This is a genomic window from Enhydrobacter sp. (assembly GCF_030246845.1).
Classification (GTDB): domain Bacteria; phylum Pseudomonadota; class Alphaproteobacteria; order Reyranellales; family Reyranellaceae; genus Reyranella.
Genome location: NZ_CP126889.1, coordinates 3,376,565 through 3,398,794 on the forward strand (window position 1 = coordinate 3,376,565; position 22,230 = coordinate 3,398,794).

Consider the following 22,230-nt stretch of genomic DNA (forward strand, 5'->3'; position numbering starts at 1 on the left):
GTGAGTCCGGCGACATCGAGAAGGGCGGCAAATGAATCCAATAATCGTTCAAGCGGAGCAATATCTGAACGGCCTTGGACCAGCGATCGATCTCTCGGTCGCGGTGTGCGACGACTATTCTCGCCTGCTGCGCGGCGAGCATGGAAAGTCGCTGCCTCATTCCGGTCTGCTCACACTCGCGGCGAGCCGCGGAAGGGTCTTGCTTTCCGGAAGGGGCGGCGCCGGCAAGAGCACCATTATGCGCCGGCTGGTGCTGGACGGCGCGGCAGCAGGATATGCCGTTGCGCTGATCGATTTGTCACAATGGGATCATGCCGCCACGGCGGAGTGGAAATTTCGCCGTGATGGAGTCCGCGAACCAATCGATTTCCTGCTCCGCCGTTTTGGGGGCGGGTCAACAGACATCGCTGACCTGGAATTTCTGCCGGCCGGACAGGGGAAGCTAATTCTCATCGACGGGCTGAACGAAACCCCCGGTTCGATCGCGGATGACATACTGTCGAGCGCCGACCAGATCGCGTCCCTCATTGTCAATTGCTCTGTCGTGATATCGGATCGCTTAGTCAGGCGCCGGACGAATGGCGATGAGCGCTGGTACTTCACGATGCCTCTCAATGTCGATAGCGAGGTCGTTCGGAAACTGGTCGATGTCGAAAAGCTCACCCCGCAAGCGCAGCGTCTTCTCGACAGCCCCTTCTTTGTGGACAAGGCAATCAAGGGCGAGCTGAAGAACTCACCGCTCGCGACCATACGCGATTTCGTCGAGCATCGCGGAAAGCTCGACGCGAAGGGCCTTGCTGCAGCAGCAGAAGGAGCATTCGCAGCCTATCGCGAGGATGCGTCTCGAACCTTTGACCGCAACAGGTTCCCGGCGGAGGCCGGCATTCGGGCAGCGGAGACCCTGATCGAAGGCGGGGTGCTATTGGAGCTCGCCGATGGCAGAGTCGCATTCAACCATCATTGGATCCATGATTACCTAGCATCCCGCCACGTTGCGTCGCACAGTGATCTCTGGGCGTTTGCTCGTCGGCATGCTTCGCTCGACGCCCTTACCTTCAAGGCAAATTCGTTCGACGCGATAGCATTTGTCCTCGAGCAACTCTCAGCGGAATCGAAGGATGAGTTTCTAAGAGCAGTCTTTGATTGGAACCCGTACGCTGCTGGATACGCTCTGGCGGAAGCCGAGGAAATTGCACCTTCCAACATTTCAGATACGCTTCGGACGATCATTCTGGCGATGCTCGCGGAAAAAAAGTTCGACCGGCATTTTCTCTCTGCTCAGAAGGCAGTGGACGCACTTGAGTTATTCTCAGATGACAGCGCGGTGAGCCTTCGCAATGCGAACGACCTTTCGGAGCTGGTCGCGATAATTAAAGACAATCCATTACATTCGGAGGTGTTCGATCGTTGGCGATCAGTTTTCGCGATCGGGGGCGGCGAAGCAGCTCCTGAAGCGCTCGTGAATGCGGTGAAGGAAGAGGACTCCATTATCGGATGGACCGCGGCAAACGTCTTGAAGCGACTGGAATTGTCCCCTGACCAAGTTATGGCGATCGTCGATATGGGGCGTCATGAGCAAGCAGTTGTCCGATGGCGCGCGGTTCATGTCATGGGCAGCTTAACTGACGATCAAGTTCGCAATGCACTCCTTGACCGTCTAAAGAACGATGAGGATGAGAATGTACGTTATGGCTCGATTCGCTCCTTGGTAGAGCAAGGATCCCGCTCCAGCGATCTTGCCACCCGTCTGGTTGGGGACATTCGCCCTCTGCTGGACGTGATCGCCCAGTGGCCGCGGGTGATGACGGAATTAACACGGGCCGTGTTCTTATCCCGCGGCTGCATCCCCGAAAACTGGTCAAGCGAGATCGCGAAGCTGTTCTATGCACGACTAGATGCGGCATCCGAGACAACAGAAATTGAGGCGTGGTCGAAGCTTGCATCAGACCTGCGCCAGCATGATCGGCTTGCCGCGTGATCCCGCAGCCGACAGAACGGTGGGACCGCCGTTTCCTTGAACTCGCGAGCCTCATCGGCGGGTGGAGCAAGGATCGGTCGGCTGGAACAGGCTGCGTGATTGTTGGGAGTGATCGCCTGCTGCGATCATCGGGGTACAATGGCTTTGTCCGTGGCATCGATGACAACATCGCCGAAAGACACGAGCGACCTGCAAAATATTCCTGGACCGAGCACGCAGAGCGGAACGCTATCTACAACGCCGCACGACTTGGCATTTCGCTGGAGGGATGCACTGCCTACGTCAATTGGTTTCCCTGTATCGATTGCGCCCGCGCGCTCGTCCAAGCGGGGATTGTCCGCTTGGTAGGTCTGGAATCTAATCACCTAGACAGCCGATGGGGTGCGGAGTTCACGTTTGCCACGGAAATGCTTCGAGAAAGCGGCGTGGAGATCAAGCTGTATGATTTTCCCGACTTAGCCGCGCGCCGGTAGTGCGGTTATCGTCGCGCTGTCGCCGCTTTCGCGATATCCCGTCAATGCTGAACGTCCAGTGTCACTTGCCACCCTCGGCCACACCAGCACGGCGGAGTTGGTCGCCAAGGCGAAAGAAGTTTTTGTTCTTTAGCCCACACGCTACAGTGGCGCCCGTGGTTCGAATTCGGCTTTGCAAGCCCAGTCCTGCTGGATTGCTGGAGAGCGCCTCCGTCCGGTGCCGCTCTAGCAACTGACAACCCCTTTAATGCGCGCCTGTAGGCGCGCCGTCTCGGACGTCCATACTCTTTGCGATCCAATGGTGAACCGTCTCGTGCGACCCTGTTGTCATCGAAACCGCGGCGTCCATCGCTCAAGGAGATCGTCCTCGTCTTCTTCATCGTCTTCTTCTTCGCGGCCGATCGCGCCCGAACAAAGGACGGTCAGGACCTTGCCGTATCCGCCGAGGCCGACCGACTCCTCGGAGACCGACGCCTTCGTGGTCCCGCCCAGCCAGTCGCGTACGTCCGCCTCGTGGGCGACAGTTGCGCCGGCGCGCACTTGGTCCGGGTCATCGGCGAGCCGCGCGGTGGCCGTACCGATGGGAAGCTTCGTTCCTTTTCTCAGCCATGAGAGTTTCGGCAGGGTCTTCATCGCGTCCGACATGAAGCAATAGTCGATGACGCCGCCGGTACTGACGATGATCGCGACGGCGGCGCGGGTCAGTTCGGCATAGCGGATCGCGGTCGCAGTGCGCGAGGTGATGCAGCGGGCGGCAAGGGCGTCCACGGCGGCGAGGCCCGGCTCGTGATTTTCCATCTCCATACGGAAGGGCGTTTCAGGCATCAGCAGGCCGGCGGCGAAGTGATCCGCCTCCAACTCATAAGGGTCTGCCGTGACGAAGCCGGCCCGCGAGACATGCACGCCCGTCTTCAGAAGCTGGTCGATGTGGCCCTCGAGGAAATAATGCCCCAGCTCGTGGCTCACGCTGAAACGCTGAAAGCCTTCGTTGGCGATATGCGTTGCGTAGAAGATGCCGAAGTTGTTGCCGTGGCGCAGCAGCATGCCCGATACCCCGTCATGCCCTGCGGACTTGCCCTGGACCGTGATGTCCCGGCTGGCGGCTAGGGCGAACGGATCCACCGGAAGGTTCGTGATGCCCTCCTCCCTGAGCAACGCCTCGGCGCCGCGGCGCGCGATCATGAGGCGGAACGGCCGGCTCAAGAACGCTTGTCCTTCTTGCTGCTGCGCTCCGCGAGCATCTTCAGGAAGTCTTTCGCGATCTCCCGGTCGTTCCCGCTTAATTTCGCCACGTCGCGAAACAGAGGATCGCCGGCCTCGGCAAGTTCGGGATCATCGACGCGGCCCATCAGGTAGTCCGTGGTAATCTCCAGCGCGATGGCGAGCTTGCGCAGTGAGTCGAAGGATGGCTTGCGCGTGCCCGCCTCGAAATGGGCGACGGTGGTTGCGGGCATTTTCGCTCGTTCTGCCAGTTGCTCTTGTTTGTAGCCCCTCATCTCGCGCGCTTCCCGAAGGCGCTGGCGGAAAATGTCCGAGGGGGACGGCTCGTTATTCATGTCGACTCCGGCAAGTGGAACTTGACGGGTTTTTTGCCCGTCCTATATAATGCGAGTCAAGTTTCTCATGTCGCCCCCGACATGTGCAAGCAAAACCCTCGCCGGCCGGGCGTCCGGCCGGGGCAGCGCCAAGGAGCGACGCCATGAATAAGCACGTGAATCCCTTCCAGCAGACCGATGCCCTCGATGAAGTGCTTCTCGACGTCGCGGCGCTGATCGAGCTAAGCCCCCGCGACCGCCGCGTGGCGGATAACCGCTACCGCGTTCTCAAGGAGCATCTGGAGCGCAAGGGCAGCCCGCTGGCACCTTATCTCGTGGACGGCGTCAGCCTGATCTACGCACAGGGCTCGATCGCCACGAGCACGACGATCGTCAGCGGCACCGAGGACGACCGCTTCGACGTCGACGCCATCGTCGAGATCGACGTGCCGGCACATTGGGACAACGACAGGGCACTCGATCTTCTTGAGGAGTCGTTGCAGGGCTTTCCTGGCGTCGTGAAGATCGTTCGCTGCACGCGCTGCGTCCAGCTTCAGTTCGCCTTCATGCATATGGACGTGACCATCATGGACCGCAGCGCCCGCCTCGCGGTTGAGCGGGCGGGCGAAATTTTCCACTCGCCCGACAAGGGCGAATCGTCCCGCGTCCCGTCCAATCCTTGGGGCTTCACGTCGTGGTTCCGCCGCACGGTCGGCATCGGGCAGGAGGCGTTCAAGGAAATCCTGCGCCGTCACCGCGGCGCTGCCGGGCGGGACCGGCTGCCGCTCCTCAACGAGCACGAGCGGCTCGTCGTCGCCAAGGCCGACCAAGTCGACCTGCCGCCGATGATCCCGAGCGCCATCGACGCGCAGGAGGCCGTGGCGCTGAAGCTTCTGAAGCGTTTCCTCAACTTGCGCTACGAGGGCCTGCCGATGAAGCGGCCGCCTTCGATCTACCTGACCAAGCGGGCCGGCGACGTGGGCTATATTCCGCAGGGTCTCACGGCGCAGCTTTTCGCGCTCGCCGATTCAACGGCCAAGATGATGCGCGGCCACGTCGCCGCCGGCACGCGCCCCCGCGAACTCAATCCCTCATATCATCCCGACCGCATAAACGACCGCTGGCCGGCTGACGGCGCGGCGGGCGTCAAGGACATGAAGATGTTCGCCGAGCATCTTGAATATCTCTGCGCCCAGCTCGAGCAGATGGCGATCGCGCCGCTCGACGACATGGCGAAGACCATCGACGAGCTGTTCGGCGAGCGGGTCGGCAAGGCGCAGCGCGAGGCGATGGCTGCCCGCTATGACCGCCGCGAGGAGCCGGGCCGGCTCTTCGCCGCGCGGCGCAGCGGCGCCATCGCCGCCCCGGCCATCGTGCCCGCGCCGCAGACCTACCGCGAGGTCCCGCGCCACAACTTCCACCCCATGATCCTCGGTGGTGAGGATGAAGGCTAAGCCAGCCCTCCGGCGTTCGCCCGACGCGCAGCTGACGGCGATGCGTCGTCAGTGGCCAGACTTTGAGGGGCGGCGGCTGGGCGACGGTACGCTCGTCTGGCAGGGACCGCTGCGGCCGAAAGCGCAGCTCTATATGGTCTTCATCTGCTGGCATCCCGTCACGATGTCGCTGCCTTACGTTATCGTGGACGATCCGCCGCTGCGGCCGCGCCGGGGCGGCGCCTTCGCGGAAATCCCGCACCTCATCTTCTATGCTGACAAGCCTGAACAGTCGGGCCTGTGCCTTTTCGATCCCGAGGGCCGTGAATGGTCGCCGGCCGACCTAATCGCGGACACCACGGTGCTGTGGACCGCCGAATGGCTGACCTACTATGAGCTGTGGCACATGACCGGCGAATGGCTCGCGCCGGGCGTGGGTTACGAGAGCGTGGCGCGGATGATGCGGACCGATGCGGAGGCCGTGAAGGCGGTGCTGGACGATGTTCACTGACCGCCGCGCAAACAGCCGGGGAACCCGCCGGCGCAAGCAGTCCTGGCCCGCGGACCGACCGTTCAGAATTCTGGCGCTCGACGGCGGCGGCATCAAGGGCGTCTACACTGCCGAACTGATGCGGCTATGCGAAGAACATTTCGGAAGGCCGGTGGCGTCGGTGTTCGACATGATCGCCGGCACCTCGACCGGCGGCATCATCGCGCTGGGCCTTGGCCTCGGCAAATCCGCCGCCGAAATAGCCGCCTTCTACCGCGACGACGGGCGGTATATCTTTCCCCCGCTGCCGCGGCACAGCCTGAAGCGGTGGTGGAAGCTCTGGTGCGCCCTGCGCGGCCCCAAGCTGAACCACGAGGAGCTGGAGCGCGCCCTCAAGCGGCGGTTCGAGGATCATCTCCTCGGCGAGTCGACATGCCGCCTCGTTATCCCCGCCTTCATGATGCCGAAGACGGAGATCGCCGTCTTCAAGACCGACCATCACGAGGATTTCCGAAACGACCACAAGACGCCGATGTGGAAGGTGGCACGGGCGACATCGGCAGCCCCGACCTATCTCAAGGGGCTTGAGCACGAGGAAAGCGGCCGCATCTTCATCGACGGCGGCGTGTGGGCGAACAATCCCGTCATGGTCGCGCTGGTGGACGCGCTGACCGCCTACGATATAACGCCCGATCAGGTGCGGATCCTCAGCATCGGCACCGGCAACGCGCCGTTCTCCCTCGGCAGGGACAAGGTCATGAGCGGCCTTATCGCTTGGCGCGAAGCCATCAAGGCCGCGATGTTCCTGACCACCGACAACGCCACCGCGCAGGTCAAGCTCCTGCTCGGTCCGGAACGCTGCCTGCGGATCGAACCGACGGGCGATGACGCGGCGGTCGAGATGGACGACTATGACGCGGCGTTCGCCCGCCTTCCGGCGCTGGCCGCCACGGATTTCGCCGTCCACGAGGAGACCGTCGCGCCATTTTTCGCGCAGGACGCCGCGCCGCGCGAACGGCACTATACAAGCGCGCCGCACGGAGATTGAGGAGAGCCGTCAGGCTCGGTGTTCTCAATGGGATGGTCTACGCGTGACCTCACGCGCGCGCTCTCCGCAATGACAAGCTGCGGGACCTGGACGCCGTGATAGAGCATGTAACCGATTTTATCGACGTAGAGCTGGAAGGCCTCGCCGTTGATCGGGCCGTCGAAGACGAAGGGCGCATCGATCCGGTCGCACCCTGGGATCGGCCGTCTTACCGACGCAAAGGCCGTCTCCATCACCGGCGTATCGGACGACTCCGAAAAAGCGGACGCCGGCCTACTCGGCAGTGTCGCCTTGCATGGGTCGGCGTGCACGGGCGCGACGGGGTGTAGCAGTCCGAGCGGGCGGACGACGATGAGGGTGTGGCAGTTCACGCGGCCTGCTTCAACGGGTTGTTGGCCTTCTTCTTGAGCAGCGCTCGAACGAACCTGTCCCACTTGGCCATGCCGGCGCGCTTTTCGACCATATAGTGCCAGCGGTCGTAGTGCTTGGAGCTGACGTCCTGGAGGGCGTGGTTTTGGAGACGATCGCGAATTTCCTTCGATACGCCAGCCTTGCCGGCGAGCGTTTTGAAAGTCCGGCGGAGATCGCGGTTCGTCGCATACGGGATCACGCCGCGGTCCCGCTGTCGCCAGACGAAGCTATATAGCGTGCCGTGGCTGACGGGCTTGTTCGGGTCTTTCGCCGAAGGGAAAAACCAGCCGTATTCGTTTGGCTTGATCGACTCGATCAGTTCGGCAGCGAGCAAGGGCACTGGGACGGCGTGGGGCTGTTCGTTCTTGGTTTTGGACCAGTCGATGATCCGCTCCTTGGCGTCCCATTGGTCGATATGGAGTCGCGCAATCTCCTCGACGCGCTGGCCCGTCAGCATGATGAGTTGCACGGCGCGCGGATAGGAGGGATGGACCGGCGTATCGGGGCACTCCAACCAGCGATAGAGCTGAACGAACTCGTCTTCGTCGAGCCAGCGAGTGCCCTTGACCTTGGGTTCGGTCGGGATGCCCGTTGCGGGATTGAAGGGAAGACGGAAGCGACGAGAGGATTGTTGCCGATAATCGTTGTCGGATTTCATGCCCCAGCTAAAGGCAGCATGAAGGTAGGAGCGCACATGGTCGGCCATCGACTTTGCGCCGCGCTCGTAGATCGGGCGAATCAGCTCGATGATTTCCTCGGCCTCGATCTCGCGGGCGAGACGGTTGCGCCCGAGCGTGTCCGCGATCTTGTTGAGGCCCTTTTCCGTTTCCTTCCAGGATGGCTTACCGGCTTCCTTGAGCGCGGTCACATAACCCTCGAACAAATCGGCGACCGTGCCGGGGCGGGTGTCAGTTGCTATCTTGATGCTTCGGCCCTTCTGGATGACGTCGGCAAAGTCGCGCTTGTAGATCTCGCGGGCCTGCGCGAGCGACATCGACGGATACGCGCCGATCTTCTTCTTAGTGCGCTTGCCGTCGCGCCACTGCTGCGCCATCCAGTCGGCGGTGACACGTTTAGGCATCGGCTTGAGAACGAGGACAAGACGGCCGGTGCCGCGTCCTTCGCCATCGGCGAGGTTTTCTTGTTTACGGCTGAGCTCAACGCGCTTCAGCGCATGTCGGATCGCGGTGTCGGTTAGGCTAGGCATGACGTTTCCGGAACTGGGATCGGTCGAGGAGAAACAGGGATCGCTAGCTGGGAGCGGAAGGCCGTTTTCTACCCCATTTACAGCCCCCAATTTGCCAAAACCGCCCCCACTACGCAATGCGAAAAAAGCTCAATATTTGCAGTGTTTCAACGTGCTTGCGCGTGACTCAGCGTGACTGAAGAGCATTGAGTGGGGTGGTTGTGGACGAGAATCAGGGCCGCGGCGCCGAGCTCCAGTGCCCGCTTCACCACCTCGCGCGGATAGACCGGCGTATGATCGATGGTGCCGCGCTGCTGCACCTCGTCGGCGATCAGCACGTTCTTGCGGTCGAGGAAGAGGATGCGGAACTGCTCGGTCTTCTCGTGCGCCAGCGCGGCATGGCAGTAGTCGAGAAGCTGTTGCCAGTTGGTCAGGACCGGCATGTCCTTGACCTTGCGTTCGGCGAGCCGCCGTCCGGCCTCGCGCACGGCGCGGAAGAGGACGAGGGTGCGCTGATCGATCTCGAACTCGCGAAGCTGCGCGGCTTCGGCCGCGAACACGTCGCCCAACGTGCCGAAACGCTCCAGCAGCTTCTTGGCCAGCGGCTTGGTGTCGATGCGCTCGATGGAATAGAAGAGCAGCAGCTCGAGCAGCTCATAGTCCGCCAGCGGCTCGACGCCGGCCTTCAGGACGCGCTCGCGCACGCGGCCGCGGTGGCCCCAATAGTGCGGCTTCCCGGACGCCGCCTCGGCGCTGCTATTGTGGCCAGCCGACGGCGGCGCGGCGACGAGGGCAGCGGCGAGCTTCGCGGTCGGATCCTCGCCGCTGAATTCCCAGCATTGGGTGAGCCTGTTCCAGGCGCCGCCGCAGTCGCGCAGCAACCCACGGTGAGGGAGTGTATTGCCGCTCACGCGCCAGATGTCGTCGCTCCCCTGAAGCCGCAGCCCGGCGGCCACGAGGGCAAGCAGGGCATCGTCGGCTGCGCGTGACTCGGCGGCTTCGGCCTTGCGCCGCGCCATCGATCAGGCCGAAGCGGTCTGGCGCAGCTCGGCCGGTCCCGCTTGGCCGAGATCGTAGGGCGGCTTGGCGAGTCCCGTGGGCGAGAGGGTGAAGAACTCGACTCCCGTCTCGGTGATCCCGACCGAATGCTCGAACTGGGCCGAAAGCTGCTTGTCGCGTGTCACCGCAGTCCAGCCGTCGCTCAGGATCTTCACCTGCCAGGTGCCCGCATTCACCATCGGCTCGACGGTGAAGAACATGCCGGGCTTCAGGACCGGGCCGGTTCCTGGCTTGCCGTAGTGCAGGATGTTGGGCGCGTCGTGGAAGATGCGGCCGAGCCCATGGCCCGAGAAGTCCCGGACGACGGAGAAGCGCTGGCTTTCGACATAGGTCTGGATGGCATGGCCGATGTCGCCCACATGACCGCCCGGCCTGGCTGCAGCGATACCGCGCATCATCGCCTCGTAGGTGACGTCGCACAGCCGGCGCGCCTTCACGCTCACCTCACCGGCAAAGTACATGCGACTCGAATCGCCGTACCAGCCGTCGAGAATCGGCGTCACGTCGATGTTGACGATGTCGCCATTCTGCAGCCTCTTCTCGCCGGGAATGCCATGGCACACGACATGGTTGATCGAGGTGCAGATCGACTTCGGAAAGCCGCGATAGCCGAGCGGCGCCGACACCGCGCCATGGTCGCGAATGAACTGGTCGCACAGCCGGTCGAGCTCCTCCGTCGTCACACCGGGCTGGACATGGGGCGTGATGAAGTCGAGTGTCTCGGCCGCCAGGCGGCCGGCGCGCCGCATGCCCTCAAAACCTTCCGGCCCGTGCAGCTTGATGGTCCGCTCGTCGCGGCGCCAATAGTCGACGCTGTCGTCATGGATATCGCGGGGGCTGCTCATGGTCCCTATTTGGCACGCGATACCGCCCCTAACAAGGCCGCCGCGTTCGCTTGGCCCCTCCGGCCCTGTCCATTAAAGTGCTGAAATCCAACGGAAATGAGCGTCTCGATGTCCGAAGCCAGCACCGCACCGAGCAAAATCGTCACTGCCTGCATCGTCGTGATCGGCAACGAGATCCTGAGCGGCCGGACCAAGGACGCCAACATCGCCTACCTGGCAACCGAGCTCGGCAAGCTTGGTGTGCGAGTCATGGAATGCCGCGTGATTCCCGACATCGAGGAGAGGATCGTGGCCACCATCAACGAGGTGCGGGCCAAGTTCGACTATGTCTTTACCACCGGCGGCATCGGCCCGACGCACGACGACATCACCGCCGATTCCATCGCCAGGGCCTTCGGGGTCGGCATCTCGGAGCATTCCGAGGCGGTGGCGCGGATGAGCCGGCACTACGGCGATCCGGCGCTCTTTACCCCGGCGCGCCGCCGCATGGCGCGCATCCCGCACGGCGCCACCCTGATCGACAACCCGATCTCGGTGGCCCCCGGCTTCCAGATGGAGAACGTGTTTACCTTCGCCGGCATCCCCATGATCGTCGAGAGCATGTTCCGGTCGATGAGGCACCGGCTGGTGGGAGGCGAGCCGGTTTTGTCGCGCACCGTGCGGACGAACCTGCCCGAGGGGGTCATCGCCGAGCCGCTGGGCGCGCTGCAGAAGCGGTTCGAGGATCTCGATATCGGCAGCTACCCGGGCTTTCGTGCCGGCAAGGTGAGCGTCTCGCTCGTGCTCCGCGGCACGAACGACGACCGGCTGGTGGCGGCTGCCAACGAGCTGATCGACACGATCCATCGGATGAACGGCGAGGCCGAGGAACTGGTGCAATAGTCCATGGCCGGCCAGCCCGCGCGGAGCGTCATGCGATGGGGTGTCGGGTCCGCGTCGGCGCGGCAATGGCTCAAGCTCGTCGTCCTGTCGGTCGTGATCTGCGGCTTTCTCCTGTGGATGCATGCGCCGGCCGCGCTCTTGCTGGGGCCGCTGCTGGCCGGCGTCATCCTGGCCGCCAACGGCGGCAAGGTGGTCTTTCCGGTGAGCCTGTTCGTCGTTTCCCAGGGCGTGATCGGCTGCCTCATCGCGCGCATGGTGCCGGTCTCGATCGTGGGCGACATCCTGGGGCATTGGCCGCTGTTCACCGTGGGCGTCCTGGCGGTGGTCGCCGCCAGCAGCCTGCTGGGCTGGGTGATGGGGCGGCTGCGCCTGCTGCCGGGCACCACGGCCTTGTGGGGATCGAGCCCGGGCGCGGCGTCGATCATGACCATCATGGCCGAGGACTACGGCGCCGACGTGCGGCTCGTCGCCTTCATGCAATATTTCCGCGTCCTCGCGGTCGCTGCCGCCGCTGCGCTGGTGGCGCATCTGTTCGGTGTCGATACGTCGGCGCATGCGCCGTCGGCCATCGTCTGGTTCCCGCCGGTGGATGCATGGCCGCTGGCCGAGACGGCGGCGCTGGCGATCGCCGCTCCCTATCTCGCCAAGGTCCTGCGGATTCCCGCCGGCGCCTTCCTGGTGCCCATGGTGATCGGCATCGTGCTGGTGCATTTCGGCCTGATGAGGATCGAGCTGCCGACCTGGCTTCTGGCTGGCGCCTATGCGTTCGTGGGCTGGAATATCGGACTGCGATTCACCAAGCCGCTGCTCGTCCATGCCGCGCGGTCCCTGCCGGTCGTGGTCGCCTCGACCTTGATCCTGATCGCGCTGTGTGGCGCCGTGGCCGGCCTGCTGGTCCTGGGCGCCGGTGTCGATCCGCTGACGGCCTATCTCGCGACCAGCCCCGGCGGCATCGACTCGGTCGCCATCATCTCGGCCGCGAGCGGCGGCGATGTCTCGTTCGTCATGGCGATGCAGACCGTGCGCCTGCTCGCCGTTCTGTTCCTCGGCCCGCCGCTCACCAGGTTCCTTGCCATGCGGGCGACATGAACCGGTGCGTGCGAGCACGCGATCCGAATGGCCTGCGCTCGGGCCGCGGTGTAGGTTGCGGCATGAACATCCACGACATGACGGCGGCGGACCTGGTTGCCGCCTACAAGAGCAGGAAGCTTTCGCCCGTCGAGGCAATCGATGCCGTCATCGCCCATATCGAGCGATGGGAGCCCAGGCTGAAGGCGCTGTACGCGCCGGATTTCGGCAATGCCCGCAAGGCCGCGCGGGAATCGGAGAAGCGCTGGCAGACCGGCCGGCCGCTGGGCGCACTGGACGGCGTGCCGATCACCATCAAGGAGAACATCGCCACCAGGGGCGTGCCGATGCCGCTCGGTACGGCGGCGACGGAACTGGTGCCGGCCCAGGCCGACGCGCCGGCGGCGGCACGGGTGCGGGAGGCGGGCGCGATCATTCTCGCCAAGACCACCATGCCGGACTACGGCATGCTCTCCTCGGGGCGCAGTTCCTTCCATCCCCTGACCCGAAATCCCTGGAACCTGGCCTGGAATCCGGGCGGATCGAGTGCCGGCGCGGGCGCCGCGGCGGCGGCAGGCTACGGGCCGCTGCATCTCGGCACCGACATCGGCGGATCGGTGCGCCTGCCCGCGAGCTGGAACGGCATCTTCACGCTCAAGCCCAGCCTCGGCCGCGTGCCCGTGGATCCGCCCTTCCTCGGCCGCGTGGTCGGGCCGATGACGCGCACCGTCGGCGACGCCGCGCTGCTGATGGCCGAGCTGGCCAAGCCCGACACGCGCGATCACATGAGCCTGCCGCCGGCGGCGATCGACTGGCCGGCCGGGCCGCTCGAGCCCAAAGGCCTCAGGATCGGCCTGCATCTCGATGCCGGATCGGGTCTGCCGGTCGATCCGGAGGTGAAGGAAGCGGCCGAGAAGGCGGCCCGGCTGTTCGCCGATGCCGGCGCGGCGGTCGAGCCGCTGGAAGGGTTCCTGTCGCCCGAGATGCTGCATCTGCAGGATCTGTTCTGGCGCGTGCGGAGCTGGGTCGACTTCTCGGCGCTGAGCCACGCCCGGAAGGCGGCCGTGCTGCCCTTCATCGCCGACTGGTGCCGTGGCGGCGCCGACGTCTCGGGCGCCACCGTGATCCGCGGCCTCAACAACTACATGGCGATCCGGGCCGCGACCACGCGCGCCACGCAGCCCTACGATTTCGTGCTGTCGCCGGTGTCGCCGGTCCCGACCTATCCCGCCGAATGGGAGACGCCGACCAACGACGTGAACCGGCCGCTGGAGCATATTTCCTTCACCATGCCCTACAATATGAGCGAGCAGCCGGCGGCCTCGATCAATTGCGGCTATACGCGGGAAGGCAAGACGATCGGCTTGCAGATCGCCGGCCGGCGTTTCGATGATCTCGGCGTCCTGCAGCTCTCGCGCTGGTTCGAAGAGGCGCGCGGTCCGCAGAAGCCCTGGCCGGAGCCGCCGAAGTAGGAGCGCGTGAAAGCGCTCGGCATCCTGATGCTCGATACGCGCTTCCCGCGGATCGAGGGCGATATCGGCAATCCGGCGTCCTTCGACTTTCCGGTGATCTACCGGCGGCTGGAGGGAGTGGGTCCGGCCGACGCGGTCGCGGCCCGTCCGGACGAGCCGCGCCTCATGGCGGCGCTCGAGGCCAATGCACGGGAGCTCGCCGCCGCCGGCGCCGCCGGCATCTCGACGAGCTGCGGCTTCCTGGCCTTGTTCCAGAAGGAGCTGGAGGCGATGTCGCCGGTTCCGGTCGCGACATCGGCGTTGCTGCTCATTGCCGGTCTGAAAGGCCGCAAGGTCGGCGTCGTCACCGCGTCGGTCCGCAATCTCACGCATCGGCACCTCGCCGCTGTCGACGCGCCAGCGGATACGCCGATCGAGGGAATGCCCGAAGGCGGCGCGTTTGCCGCCACCTTTCTGGCCGACGGGCTCGATCTCGACCGCGCCGCCGTGGAGCGTGAGACGATCGAGGCCGGCCGCGCCTTGATGCGAAAGAACCCCGGAATCGATGCGATCGTGCTCGAATGCACCAACCTGCCGCCCTATCGACGGGCGCTCGAGGCGGCGCTCGGTGTCGAGGTCTACGATGTGCTGGACCTGCTGCGCGACTTTTGGAAGCGGCTGGATCCGGACGTCGAACCCGGCTGACGGGCATCGAGATTGCTGCGTATAGTTGCGGCCTAAAGCAAACGACAGGGGGTGGGCATGCGGGGACATGGACTGATGTTGGCCGGCGCGATCGTCGCCGGCTTGTTGGCGTCGGGCCTGCCCGTGGCGGCGCAAGATGTGGGGATCGGCCTTGTCGTGCCGCTGTCGCCGCCGGGTGATCCGGTCGGCGGCCAGCTCATCCGCCGCGGCGCTGAGATGGGGATCGACATGGTGAACGCCGCGGGCGGCGTCCTGGGCGGCCGGAAGCTCAAGCTTTACGTCGAGGACTCGCAGGGCAAGCCCGAAGCAGGTGTCGCCGCCTACCGGCGCCTGGTGAGCGAGGACAAGGTCGTGTTCGTGCCGGGCTTCTTCCACAGCTCGGTCGCCATCGCCGCCAACGAGGTCGCCAAGGAGATGGGTGTGCCGACCATGTCCTTGCAGGCGTCGGCGGCCGATATCACGGCGAAGCACTACGAGGTCGCCTTCCGGACCCACGTGGTCGATCCGGTGCGCGTCTCGGCCTTCATGGAGTTCATCAGGAAAAAGGGCTTCAAGCGCATCTCGATGATCGCCGAGACCACGGACTACGGCATCGGCATTGCCGACGAGACCATCGCCCAGGCCAAGAAGATGGGCGGCATCGAGGTCCAGAAGGTGCCGTTCGACCGTACGGTGACCGATCTCACACCGCAGCTTCTGCAGATCAAGGCATTCAAGCCCGATCTCGTGATCAATATCGGCGTCGGTCAGCCGCTCGATCTGATCATCGATCAGGCGACCACGATCGGGCTGTTGCCCGGCACGCCGATGCTGGTCTCCTATGACGCTCCGGTGCGGCCGCAGTACTGGAAGCTGCATCCCAAGAACGGCGCTGGCATCTATTTCATCGCCTACTTCTCGCCCAAGAGCCCGCTGTCGGACATCGGCGCGAAGTTCAGCAAGGCCTATGCCGAGAAGTACAAGGAGGATCCGGTCTACGGCGCGCTGAACGGCTTCGGCGCGATCGAGATCATCTCGCAGGCGATCAACGAGGCCAAGAGCACCGACCCCAAGGCGCTGATCAAGACGCTGGAGACCGGAACCTTCAAGAGCTGGCCGTCCAATCCGGTCACCTTCCCCCGCGCCAAGGGCGTCTACTGGCACAACTGGTCGGCGCCGGTGCTGATCCTGCACTACACGAAACCGATGGAGGACTGGAAGGAGGCCGAGGTGGCGGTCCAGTACGCGCCGGTCGCGCCCAAGGACTGATCGCGCCGTCGCCGCGCGACAGACGGATGTTCTCGACCGAGCTCGTCGTCCAGACGTTCATCTCGGGGGTGATGATCGGCGTGCTCTACGCCCTGATGGCGCTCGGGATCACGTTCATCTACTCGATCATGCGCATGATCAACTGGGCGATGGGCGAGTTCTACATGATCGGCAGCTACCTGCAGTACGCGCTGGTGGCGTTCCTGCTGGGGCCGGACCTGTGGTGGCTCGCCATCCCGATCTCGGCCGCCGGCGTCTTTGCCTTCGGCCTCGTCGTGCAATGGAGCCTTCTGAAACCGATCTTCCGCAAGCCGCCCGAGGCCCGCGACGACTATTCCACCGTCGTGACGCTCGCCCTGCTGCTGCTGCTGCGCAGCCTCGCCACCGGCCTTGCCGGGCCCAACCAGTTCTCGCCGGGCTCCAACCTGCCGGTCGTCATGGTCGGGCCCATGCCCATGGCCGGGGCGCGTCTGGCGGCGTTCGTGTTCGCGCTGGTGGCGCTCGCGCTTTTCTACCTGCTGCTGCGCTATAGCTGGTACGGGCTGGCGCTGCGGGCGACGTCGCAGAGCCGGGTCGGCGTGCAGACGGCGGGCATCGACGTGCTCGGCGTCGATCGCATCGCCTTCGGCATCGGTGTCGCGCTCGCGGGTCTTGCCGGCGCGCTGCTGGCGCCGGTGTTCCTGGTCTATCCGACCAACGGCCTGATCACCACGGTGAAGGGCTTCGAGATCGTGGTGATCGGCGGTCTCGGCTCGATTCCCGGCGCGCTGATCGCCGGCGTGCTGCTCGGGCTGATCGAGTCGTTCGGTGCGGCCTTCATCGATTCGGCCTACCAGAACATCTACGGCTTCGCCCTGGTGTTGCTGATCCTGGTGCTTCGTCCGACCGGCCTGTTCGGCGAGCGGGGTCGCGAGGCGTGATGGAACCGGCGCTCGAGACGATCGGCCTCGTCAAGCGCTTCGGCGGCTTGCTGGCAAACAACGACGTGTCTCTGGCCGTCCAGTCGGGCGAGATCCGCGGCCTGATCGGGCCCAACGGTGCCGGCAAGACGACCCTGGTCAATCTCGTCACGGGCGTTCATCCGCCCGACGCGGGCGAGGTGAAGCTCGGCGGGCAGAGCCTGCGCGGCCGCGGCATGCACGAGATCGCCCGACTCGGCCTCGTCCGGTCCTTCCAGGTGACGCGGCTGTTCGGCAACATGACTGTGCGCGAGAACCTGATGACCGCCTTCCTCGCCCGGCGCGACCGCGAGGCCGGCGACGGCACGGCGCAGACCGAGAGCATGATCGCTCTCACCAGGCTCGGCCCGCTTGCCGACACGCAGGCCAAGAAGCTGTCGGGCGGCCAGCGTGCGCTCCTGCAGATGGCTTGCGGCTTCATGGTCCCCGGCACCTGCTACGTGCTCGACGAGCCGTTCGCCGGCATCAATCCGGTGATCAAGGACGCCATCATCGACATGATCCTGGACGTGAACCGGCAGTACGGCGCCACCTTCCTGGTGGTGAGCCACGAGATGGCGATCGTCCGCCGCCTCTGCCGCCAGGTCACGGTGATGATGGAGGGCCGTGTGGCGGCGCAGGGCACGCTCGACGAGGTGGCGCGCCTGCCGGCCGTGATCGCGGGCTATCTCGGGAAAGCGCTGGAATGAGCGCGACGCTGCTTGCCGTCGACGACATCCATGCCGCCTATCAGAGCGGCGTCGACATCCTGCAGGGCATGTCCCTGAAAGTGCCCGTCGGCGGCTTCGTGCTGGTGATCGGCCCGAACGGCGCCGGCAAGTCGACCCTGCTCAAGACGGTGTTCGGTCTGTTGGCGCCGCATCGCGGCGCCATCTCGCTCGGCGGGCAGGCCATCGCGGGCCTTGCGCCGCACGAGGTGAAGCGGCTCGGTGTCAGCTACGTGCCGCAGGAGCTGAACACCTTCCCGCATCTCACCGTCGAGGAGAACCTGCGTGTCGGCGGCTGGACGATCCGCCACGACGTGGCGCGGCTCAGGGCGCGGATTGCGCGGGTCTACGAGATCTTTCCGGCGCTGGCCGAGCGGCGGCGCGACAAGGCCGGCGGCCTGAGCGGCGGGCAGGGGCGCATGCTGTCGGTGGCGCGGGAGATGATCACCGAGCCCAGGCTGATGCTGGTCGACGAGCCGACCGTGGGCCTTGCGCCCAACCTCGCCGAGCAGGTCTACGAGCTCCTGCAGACGGCACGAAGGGCGATCCCGACCACCATCCTGCTGGTGGACCAGAACGTTTCCGACGCGCTGCGCCATGCCGAGGAGGTGGTGATGATGAATCTCGGCACGGTGAAGGCGGCCGGACCGGTCGCCGAGTTCGCCGAGGCACGCGTGCGCGAGCTGATCCAGGAGTGTCTCCTGGGATGAGCGCGCCGTTCGCCTTTCCGCCGAGCTTCCGGCGATCGCTGATCGCAATCGGGGCGACCGCGCTCTTGTTCGCCTTCGCGCCGCTGGTGGCGGGCAGCTTCGCGCTACATGTCCTCACCATCAGTCTTTACTATGTGATCCTGGCCTCGAGCTGGAATCTGCTGGCGGGCTACACCGGCCAGTTCTCGCTCGCCCATCATGCCTTTGCCGCGATCGGCGCCTACACCTCGGGCCTGCTGGGTTACCACTACGGCATACCGGCCTGGATCGGCATTCCGGCAGGCGTGGCGGTGTCCGCCCTGTTCGGCCTCGTCCTCGGCCGTCTGGTGCTGCGCATGCGCGCGATCTATCTCGCCATTGCGACCTGGGCCTTTGCCGAGACGGTGCACATCTACCTCACGGCAGACTACCAGTTCACCCGCGGCGAGCTGGGGCTGTCGGTGAAGCCGTTGTACGGCAATGTCGATCCGCTGCCGTACTACTTCACGTTCCTCGTCCTGACGGCCGTGGTGCTGGTCGGCCTCCGGGCCTTGATCGATTCGCCGCTCGGCTATTTCATGCGTGCCATCAAGGACGACGAGTTGCGGGCCAAGAGCCTGGGCATCGACACGACGCGCGTGAAGATCACTGTCTTCTCGATCTCGAGCGCGATCGCCGGTCTTGCCGGCGCGTTCTACGGTCACTTCATCGTGCTTCTGAGCCCCCAGATGATCGACTTCAGCGAGATGGCCAAGATCGTGATCATGGTTGTGATCGGTGGCTTTGGAACGTTTCTGGGGCCGGTGATCGGCGCGGCGCCGGTGCAGATGATCATGACCTACCTGCAGAAATACGGCGAATGGAATCTCGCGATCTTCGCGCTGGTGGTGATCGTGCTGATGCGCTTCAGCATGGAGGGGCTTGCCAGCCTGTTCGCGCCGCTGTGGCGGCGGATATGGGCGCGCAATGCGTGACACCGAATGGGACGTGGTCGTTGTCGGGTCGGGTGCGGCCGGCCTGTCGGCTGCCCTGGCGGCGTCGGTCGACGGGGCGGCGGTGCTCGTGCTCGAAAAGGCCAACGTGCTTGGCGGCACGACGGCGATGTCGGCCGCCGGCACCTGGGTTCCGGCCAACCATCATATGCTGGCGGCGGGCATCGAGGATTCTCCCGACGAGACCCTCACCTATCTGCGCGCGACGGCGCCGCCTGGCTGGCAGGAGACCGAGGACGAGCTGTGGCGGGCGCTGGCCGAGAGCTCGGCGCCCATGCTGCGTTTCATCGAGGACCACACGCCGCTGGTCTTCGAACTGGTCAACCATCCCGACTTCTACGTCGAGGCTCCGGGCGGCAAGCTTTTCGGCCGCATGGTCTCTCCGACCTTGATCAGCCGTTACAGGCTTGGAAGGTGGTGGAACCGCGTGCGCAAGTCGGTGAAGCCGCAGTTCTTCACCTACAAGGAGATGGTCGACGGCGTGCTGAAGGACCCCGTGCGTGCCGTGCTCAAGCTCGGCCCGTCGCTTGTCTGGCGCGTGGCCGCAGGGCAGGTGGGGCTCGGCAATGGATTGATCGTTGGCCTGACGAGCGGATGCCTGAGCCACCACTGCCGTATCCTGCTCAACGCCGATGTGAGGAGGCTCGTTCTCGACGGTGGCAGCGTCACCGGGGTGGAGGCGATAGTCGACGGCAAGCGTACCAGCTTCCATGCTCGCAAGGGTGTGGTGCTGGCGACCGGCGGCTTCGACTGGTCCTCTGACTATATGCCTCGATACTTCCCGGGCATCGAGCTCATCGGCGCACCGCGCACCAACACCGGCGACGGGCAGCGCATGGCGGCCGAGGTCGGGGCGGCGCTCGCGCACATGGATCAGTCCAACATCGCGCCGGCGACCTTCACGCGATACGAAGGCCAGCGGCATGCGCAACCGCTCTACGAGACCTATGCGCCACACTGCATCCTGGTGAACCGCGAGGGCAGGCGGTTCGTGAGCGAAGGCAGTCCGGCGCTGGGCGCGGCGATCGACGAGCGCGGACCGGACGGCAAGCCGAAGCACATCCCGGTCTGGCGCATCTTCGATTCGCGCTACGTCAATCGGCTGTCGACGATGTACGCGGCCAAGGATCCGGCGTTCGTGCGCACCGCCGATACGATCGAGGCGCTCGCAAACAAGATCGGCCTCGACCCGCAGGTGCTGAGGGCGACGGTGGAGCGCTTCAACGGCTGGTCGAAGGAGGGTGTCGACCGCGATTTCCATCGCGGCGAGACCGCGTGGGAGCGGTACTATACGAAGGACCGCGCGCTGGCGACGCTCGAGAAGCCGCCGTTTCATGCGGCGCCCTTTCTCTACGTCAGCCTCGGTACCAAGGGCGGCACGCGTACCAATCGCCATTGCGAGGTGCTGCGTCCGGACGGGAGCGTGATCGGCGGCCTTTATTGCGCCGGCATCGCCATGGCCAGTCCCATTGGCACGAAGGCGGTCGGCGCCGGCACCACCATCGGTCCTTGTCTCACTTTCGGCTATATCGCCGGCAAGGCGATCGCTCGCCGCAACGTGTAGGGCGCGCCCGTCGGCCGCATGCTAGCGTGCGGCATGCTCGGACGCCTGCCGGCCTTGCTGGCCCTTCTTCTGCCGCTTCCGATCGCAGTGCCGGCGCAGGCGCAGCCCGCGTCGCCGCCCGACTGCGCGGCCGATGTCGGTCTCGGGGCCGAGGGCGGCCTGAAAATCGCCGTCGACTATCGCTGCCGGTCCGACTCGCCCATCACCTTCCGGACAGCCGGCGAAGCGGCGACGGCGCACATAATTGGCGTTGCCGATGGCGGCGGCCGGTCGCTGCGGCGGTCGGCTGGCGCATGGCAGATCGAGCCATCGAATGGCAGGGTCGAGCTGCGCTATCGCTTCGATCTGATGGCCTATGCGCGGGATGTCGACTCGCCCACCATCGCCATTGCGCGCGGCGATGGCGTGCTCGCGCTGCTCGAAGGCTGGCTGCTGGAACCGCGCGGCTTTTCCCGTCTGCCTGTGATCGACATCCGCGTGAAAGCGGCCGATGGGCTTTCCTTCGCCTCCGGCCTGACCAGGATGGGCGACGCCTGGCGGCTGCAGGGAACGCCGGTGCGCTTTGCGGGCTACGCCGCATTGGGCAAGTTTGCGCTGCAGGAGATCCCCGTGCCGGCGCCCGGCTCGCTGCGTCCCGGACAGGCGAGAAAGGAGGGCGTGCTCCGCCTTGCGATGCTCGACGGGTTCTCGGAGCAGGGCCGCGATGATCTCGCCGACTGGGTGCGGCGCACGGCCGAGGCGGAAGCGAATTACTGGCGCGGCTTCACCGCTGACCGGCTGATGCTCGCAATCGTTCCGATGGACATGGCGCGCAGCGTCGGCTTCGGCCGTACCGTGTCGGGTGGCGGCGCCACCATCATGCTCGAGGTGGGCCGGCAGGTCGACAAGCGCCGCCTCTACGATCAATGGACATTGGTGCACGAGCTGATCCATACCGGAATGCCCTACGTCGAAGGACGCGGCACATGGCTGATGGAAGGCGCGGCAACCTACGTCGAACCCATCATCCGCGCCCGCGCCGGCTGGAAGACCGAGGACGAGGTCTGGAAGGAGTGGATCGAGAACATGCCGCGCGGTGTGGCCGTCTTTGATGCCGGCCTCATGAACGCGGTGGGCCAGCAGAACTACTGGGGCGGCGCGATCTTCATGCTGTTGGCCGATCTCGGCATCCGCCGCGCGACCGGCGGCGCCAAGGGGCTGGAGGATTGCCTGGGCGGCGTCCTGTGGAGCGGGCTCGATGCCACAACGCGCGTGACTGTCCAGGGCTTCGCCGCCGCCTGCGACCAGGCGACGGGCAGCAACGTGATGAGCGAGCTGGTACGGCGTCACTACGCGGCGCGGGAGCCGGTCGACCTCGCAGCGCTCTGGAAGCGGCTTGGCGTGACCGAGGCGAAGGGCCGTATCGTCTACGACGACAAGGCGCCTGACGCCGAGTGGCGCAAGATGATCGTCATGGGGCCCGCCAATCGGCCGCGCTATCCGGTGAAGCTGCCATGGCAGTCGTAAG

General features: G+C 65.1%; 22 protein-coding genes. 16 read left to right on the forward strand and 6 right to left on the reverse strand.

From position 1 onward, the window contains the following. Window positions 1–31: 31 nt before the first annotated feature. The gene (locus OJF58_RS16950; RefSeq protein ID WP_300778893.1) at window positions 32–1,978 is read left to right on the forward strand and encodes a HEAT repeat domain-containing protein; all 1,947 of its coding nucleotides are present in this window, start codon (window positions 32–34) and stop codon (window positions 1,976–1,978) included. Further along, window positions 1,975–2,451 carry a dCMP deaminase family protein gene (locus OJF58_RS16955; RefSeq protein WP_300778894.1) on the forward strand — a complete coding sequence of 159 codons (477 nt, stop codon included), beginning with the start codon at window positions 1,975–1,977 and terminating at the stop codon, window positions 2,449–2,451. The genes OJF58_RS16950 and OJF58_RS16955 overlap by 4 nt, the downstream gene beginning before the upstream one ends. 327 nt (window positions 2,452–2,778) lie before the next feature. Here OJF58_RS16955 and OJF58_RS16960 read toward each other — a convergent pair whose 3' ends face one another. Both OJF58_RS16960 and OJF58_RS16965 read right to left on the reverse strand, forming a co-directional pair. Continuing rightward, complete coding sequence (locus tag OJF58_RS16960) at window positions 2,779–3,654, reverse strand: ImmA/IrrE family metallo-endopeptidase (RefSeq protein ID WP_300778895.1); 876 nt, start codon at window positions 3,652–3,654, stop codon at window positions 2,779–2,781. Next, a complete protein-coding gene (locus tag OJF58_RS16965; RefSeq protein WP_300778896.1) occupies window positions 3,651–4,007 on the reverse strand; it encodes a helix-turn-helix transcriptional regulator in 357 nt (118 codons plus the stop codon). The genes OJF58_RS16960 and OJF58_RS16965 overlap by 4 nt, the downstream gene beginning before the upstream one ends. A gap of 143 nt (window positions 4,008–4,150) precedes the next feature. On the opposite strand from OJF58_RS16965, the gene OJF58_RS16970 reads away from it, so the two are divergent. From OJF58_RS16970 to OJF58_RS16980, 3 genes are read left to right on the forward strand one after another with little or no spacing between them, the layout of a single operon-like run. Further along, window positions 4,151–5,440 (forward strand): nucleotidyltransferase, encoded by a 1,290-nt coding sequence (locus OJF58_RS16970; RefSeq protein ID WP_300778897.1) that lies wholly within the window; start codon window positions 4,151–4,153, stop codon window positions 5,438–5,440. Then, the gene (locus OJF58_RS16975) at window positions 5,430–5,930 is read left to right on the forward strand and encodes a hypothetical protein (protein ID WP_300778898.1); all 501 of its coding nucleotides are present in this window, start codon (window positions 5,430–5,432) and stop codon (window positions 5,928–5,930) included. The genes OJF58_RS16970 and OJF58_RS16975 overlap by 11 nt, the downstream gene beginning before the upstream one ends. Continuing rightward, a complete protein-coding gene (locus OJF58_RS16980; RefSeq protein WP_300778899.1) occupies window positions 5,920–6,957 on the forward strand; it encodes a CBASS cGAMP-activated phospholipase in 1,038 nt (345 codons plus the stop codon). Before OJF58_RS16975 ends, OJF58_RS16980 begins: the two co-directional genes overlap by 11 nt. On the opposite strand, the gene OJF58_RS16985 is transcribed toward OJF58_RS16980, so the two are convergent. The 4 genes from OJF58_RS16985 to map form a co-directional block, all read right to left on the reverse strand. Then, window positions 6,930–7,328, reverse strand: a complete 399-nt coding sequence (locus tag OJF58_RS16985) for a hypothetical protein (RefSeq protein ID WP_300778900.1) — start codon at window positions 7,326–7,328, stop codon at window positions 6,930–6,932. The two genes, OJF58_RS16980 and OJF58_RS16985, sit on opposite strands and share 28 nt — an antisense overlap. Continuing rightward, entirely contained in the window at window positions 7,325–8,575 is a 1,251-nt protein-coding gene (locus OJF58_RS16990) for a site-specific integrase (RefSeq protein ID WP_300778901.1), read from the reverse strand. Before OJF58_RS16990 ends, OJF58_RS16985 begins: the two co-directional genes overlap by 4 nt. A gap of 146 nt (window positions 8,576–8,721) precedes the next feature. After that, window positions 8,722–9,573 carry a DNA repair protein RadC gene (radC, locus tag OJF58_RS16995; RefSeq protein WP_300778902.1) on the reverse strand — a complete coding sequence of 284 codons (852 nt, stop codon included), beginning with the start codon at window positions 9,571–9,573 and terminating at the stop codon, window positions 8,722–8,724. A gap of 3 nt (window positions 9,574–9,576) precedes the next feature. Then, entirely contained in the window at window positions 9,577–10,458 is an 882-nt protein-coding gene (gene map / locus OJF58_RS17000) for a type I methionyl aminopeptidase (protein ID WP_300778903.1), read from the reverse strand. 108 nt (window positions 10,459–10,566) lie between these two features. On the opposite strand from map, the gene OJF58_RS17005 reads away from it, so the two are divergent. From OJF58_RS17005 to OJF58_RS17055, 11 genes are all read left to right on the forward strand, one after another. Then, window positions 10,567–11,340 (forward strand): molybdopterin-binding protein, encoded by a 774-nt coding sequence (locus tag OJF58_RS17005; RefSeq protein WP_300778904.1) that lies wholly within the window; start codon window positions 10,567–10,569, stop codon window positions 11,338–11,340. A 3-nt stretch (window positions 11,341–11,343) separates the two neighbouring features. Further along, entirely contained in the window at window positions 11,344–12,429 is a 1,086-nt protein-coding gene (locus OJF58_RS17010; protein WP_300778905.1) for an AbrB family transcriptional regulator, read from the forward strand. A gap of 62 nt (window positions 12,430–12,491) precedes the next feature. Further along, window positions 12,492–13,880 (forward strand): amidase, encoded by a 1,389-nt coding sequence (locus tag OJF58_RS17015; RefSeq protein ID WP_300778906.1) that lies wholly within the window; start codon window positions 12,492–12,494, stop codon window positions 13,878–13,880. A gap of 6 nt (window positions 13,881–13,886) precedes the next feature. Continuing rightward, a complete protein-coding gene (locus OJF58_RS17020; protein WP_300778907.1) occupies window positions 13,887–14,564 on the forward strand; it encodes an aspartate/glutamate racemase family protein in 678 nt (225 codons plus the stop codon). A gap of 75 nt (window positions 14,565–14,639) precedes the next feature. Next, the gene (locus OJF58_RS17025) at window positions 14,640–15,812 is read left to right on the forward strand and encodes an ABC transporter substrate-binding protein (RefSeq protein ID WP_300778908.1); all 1,173 of its coding nucleotides are present in this window, start codon (window positions 14,640–14,642) and stop codon (window positions 15,810–15,812) included. Between the two features lie 26 nt (window positions 15,813–15,838). Continuing rightward, the gene (locus OJF58_RS17030; protein WP_300778909.1) at window positions 15,839–16,732 is read left to right on the forward strand and encodes a branched-chain amino acid ABC transporter permease; all 894 of its coding nucleotides are present in this window, start codon (window positions 15,839–15,841) and stop codon (window positions 16,730–16,732) included. After that, window positions 16,732–17,460, forward strand: a complete 729-nt coding sequence (locus OJF58_RS17035; protein WP_300778910.1) for an ATP-binding cassette domain-containing protein — start codon at window positions 16,732–16,734, stop codon at window positions 17,458–17,460. Before OJF58_RS17030 ends, OJF58_RS17035 begins: the two co-directional genes overlap by 1 nt. Beyond that, window positions 17,457–18,188, forward strand: coding sequence for an ABC transporter ATP-binding protein (locus OJF58_RS17040; RefSeq protein ID WP_300778911.1), 732 nt, complete (start codon window positions 17,457–17,459; stop codon window positions 18,186–18,188). The genes OJF58_RS17035 and OJF58_RS17040 overlap by 4 nt, the downstream gene beginning before the upstream one ends. Next, window positions 18,185–19,141, forward strand: a complete 957-nt coding sequence (locus tag OJF58_RS17045; protein ID WP_300778912.1) for a branched-chain amino acid ABC transporter permease — start codon at window positions 18,185–18,187, stop codon at window positions 19,139–19,141. The genes OJF58_RS17040 and OJF58_RS17045 overlap by 4 nt, the downstream gene beginning before the upstream one ends. Then, a complete protein-coding gene (locus OJF58_RS17050; RefSeq protein WP_300778913.1) occupies window positions 19,134–20,723 on the forward strand; it encodes an FAD-dependent oxidoreductase in 1,590 nt (529 codons plus the stop codon). Before OJF58_RS17045 ends, OJF58_RS17050 begins: the two co-directional genes overlap by 8 nt. 33 nt (window positions 20,724–20,756) lie before the next feature. Continuing rightward, entirely contained in the window at window positions 20,757–22,229 is a 1,473-nt protein-coding gene (locus tag OJF58_RS17055) for a hypothetical protein (protein ID WP_300778914.1), read from the forward strand. Window position 22,230: the final 1 nt, after the last annotated feature.

Bases quoted from the DNA above. Each gene is read 5' to 3' on its own strand.
- OJF58_RS16950 (WP_300778893.1), top strand. From the start codon at position 32: ATGAATCCAATAATCGTTCAAGCGGAGCAATATCTGAACGGCCTTGGA.
- OJF58_RS16965 (WP_300778896.1), bottom strand. From the start codon at position 4,007: ATGAATAACGAGCCGTCCCCCTCGGACATTTTCCGCCAGCGCCTTCGG.
- OJF58_RS16970 (WP_300778897.1), top strand. From the start codon at position 4,151: ATGAATAAGCACGTGAATCCCTTCCAGCAGACCGATGCCCTCGATGAA.
- OJF58_RS16975 (WP_300778898.1), top strand. From the start codon at position 5,430: ATGAAGGCTAAGCCAGCCCTCCGGCGTTCGCCCGACGCGCAGCTGACG.
- OJF58_RS16980 (WP_300778899.1), top strand. From the start codon at position 5,920: ATGTTCACTGACCGCCGCGCAAACAGCCGGGGAACCCGCCGGCGCAAG.
- OJF58_RS16990 (WP_300778901.1), bottom strand. From the start codon at position 8,575: ATGCCTAGCCTAACCGACACCGCGATCCGACATGCGCTGAAGCGCGTT.
- radC (WP_300778902.1), bottom strand. From the start codon at position 9,573: ATGGCGCGGCGCAAGGCCGAAGCCGCCGAGTCACGCGCAGCCGACGAT.
- map (WP_300778903.1), bottom strand. From the start codon at position 10,458: ATGAGCAGCCCCCGCGATATCCATGACGACAGCGTCGACTATTGGCGC.
- OJF58_RS17005 (WP_300778904.1), top strand. From the start codon at position 10,567: ATGTCCGAAGCCAGCACCGCACCGAGCAAAATCGTCACTGCCTGCATC.
- OJF58_RS17010 (WP_300778905.1), top strand. From the start codon at position 11,344: ATGGCCGGCCAGCCCGCGCGGAGCGTCATGCGATGGGGTGTCGGGTCC.
- OJF58_RS17015 (WP_300778906.1), top strand. From the start codon at position 12,492: ATGAACATCCACGACATGACGGCGGCGGACCTGGTTGCCGCCTACAAG.
- OJF58_RS17025 (WP_300778908.1), top strand. From the start codon at position 14,640: ATGTTGGCCGGCGCGATCGTCGCCGGCTTGTTGGCGTCGGGCCTGCCC.
- OJF58_RS17030 (WP_300778909.1), top strand. From the start codon at position 15,839: ATGTTCTCGACCGAGCTCGTCGTCCAGACGTTCATCTCGGGGGTGATG.
- OJF58_RS17035 (WP_300778910.1), top strand. From the start codon at position 16,732: ATGGAACCGGCGCTCGAGACGATCGGCCTCGTCAAGCGCTTCGGCGGC.
- OJF58_RS17040 (WP_300778911.1), top strand. From the start codon at position 17,457: ATGAGCGCGACGCTGCTTGCCGTCGACGACATCCATGCCGCCTATCAG.
- OJF58_RS17045 (WP_300778912.1), top strand. From the start codon at position 18,185: ATGAGCGCGCCGTTCGCCTTTCCGCCGAGCTTCCGGCGATCGCTGATC.
- OJF58_RS17050 (WP_300778913.1), top strand. From the start codon at position 19,134: ATGCGTGACACCGAATGGGACGTGGTCGTTGTCGGGTCGGGTGCGGCC.
- OJF58_RS17055 (WP_300778914.1), top strand. From the start codon at position 20,757: ATGCTCGGACGCCTGCCGGCCTTGCTGGCCCTTCTTCTGCCGCTTCCG.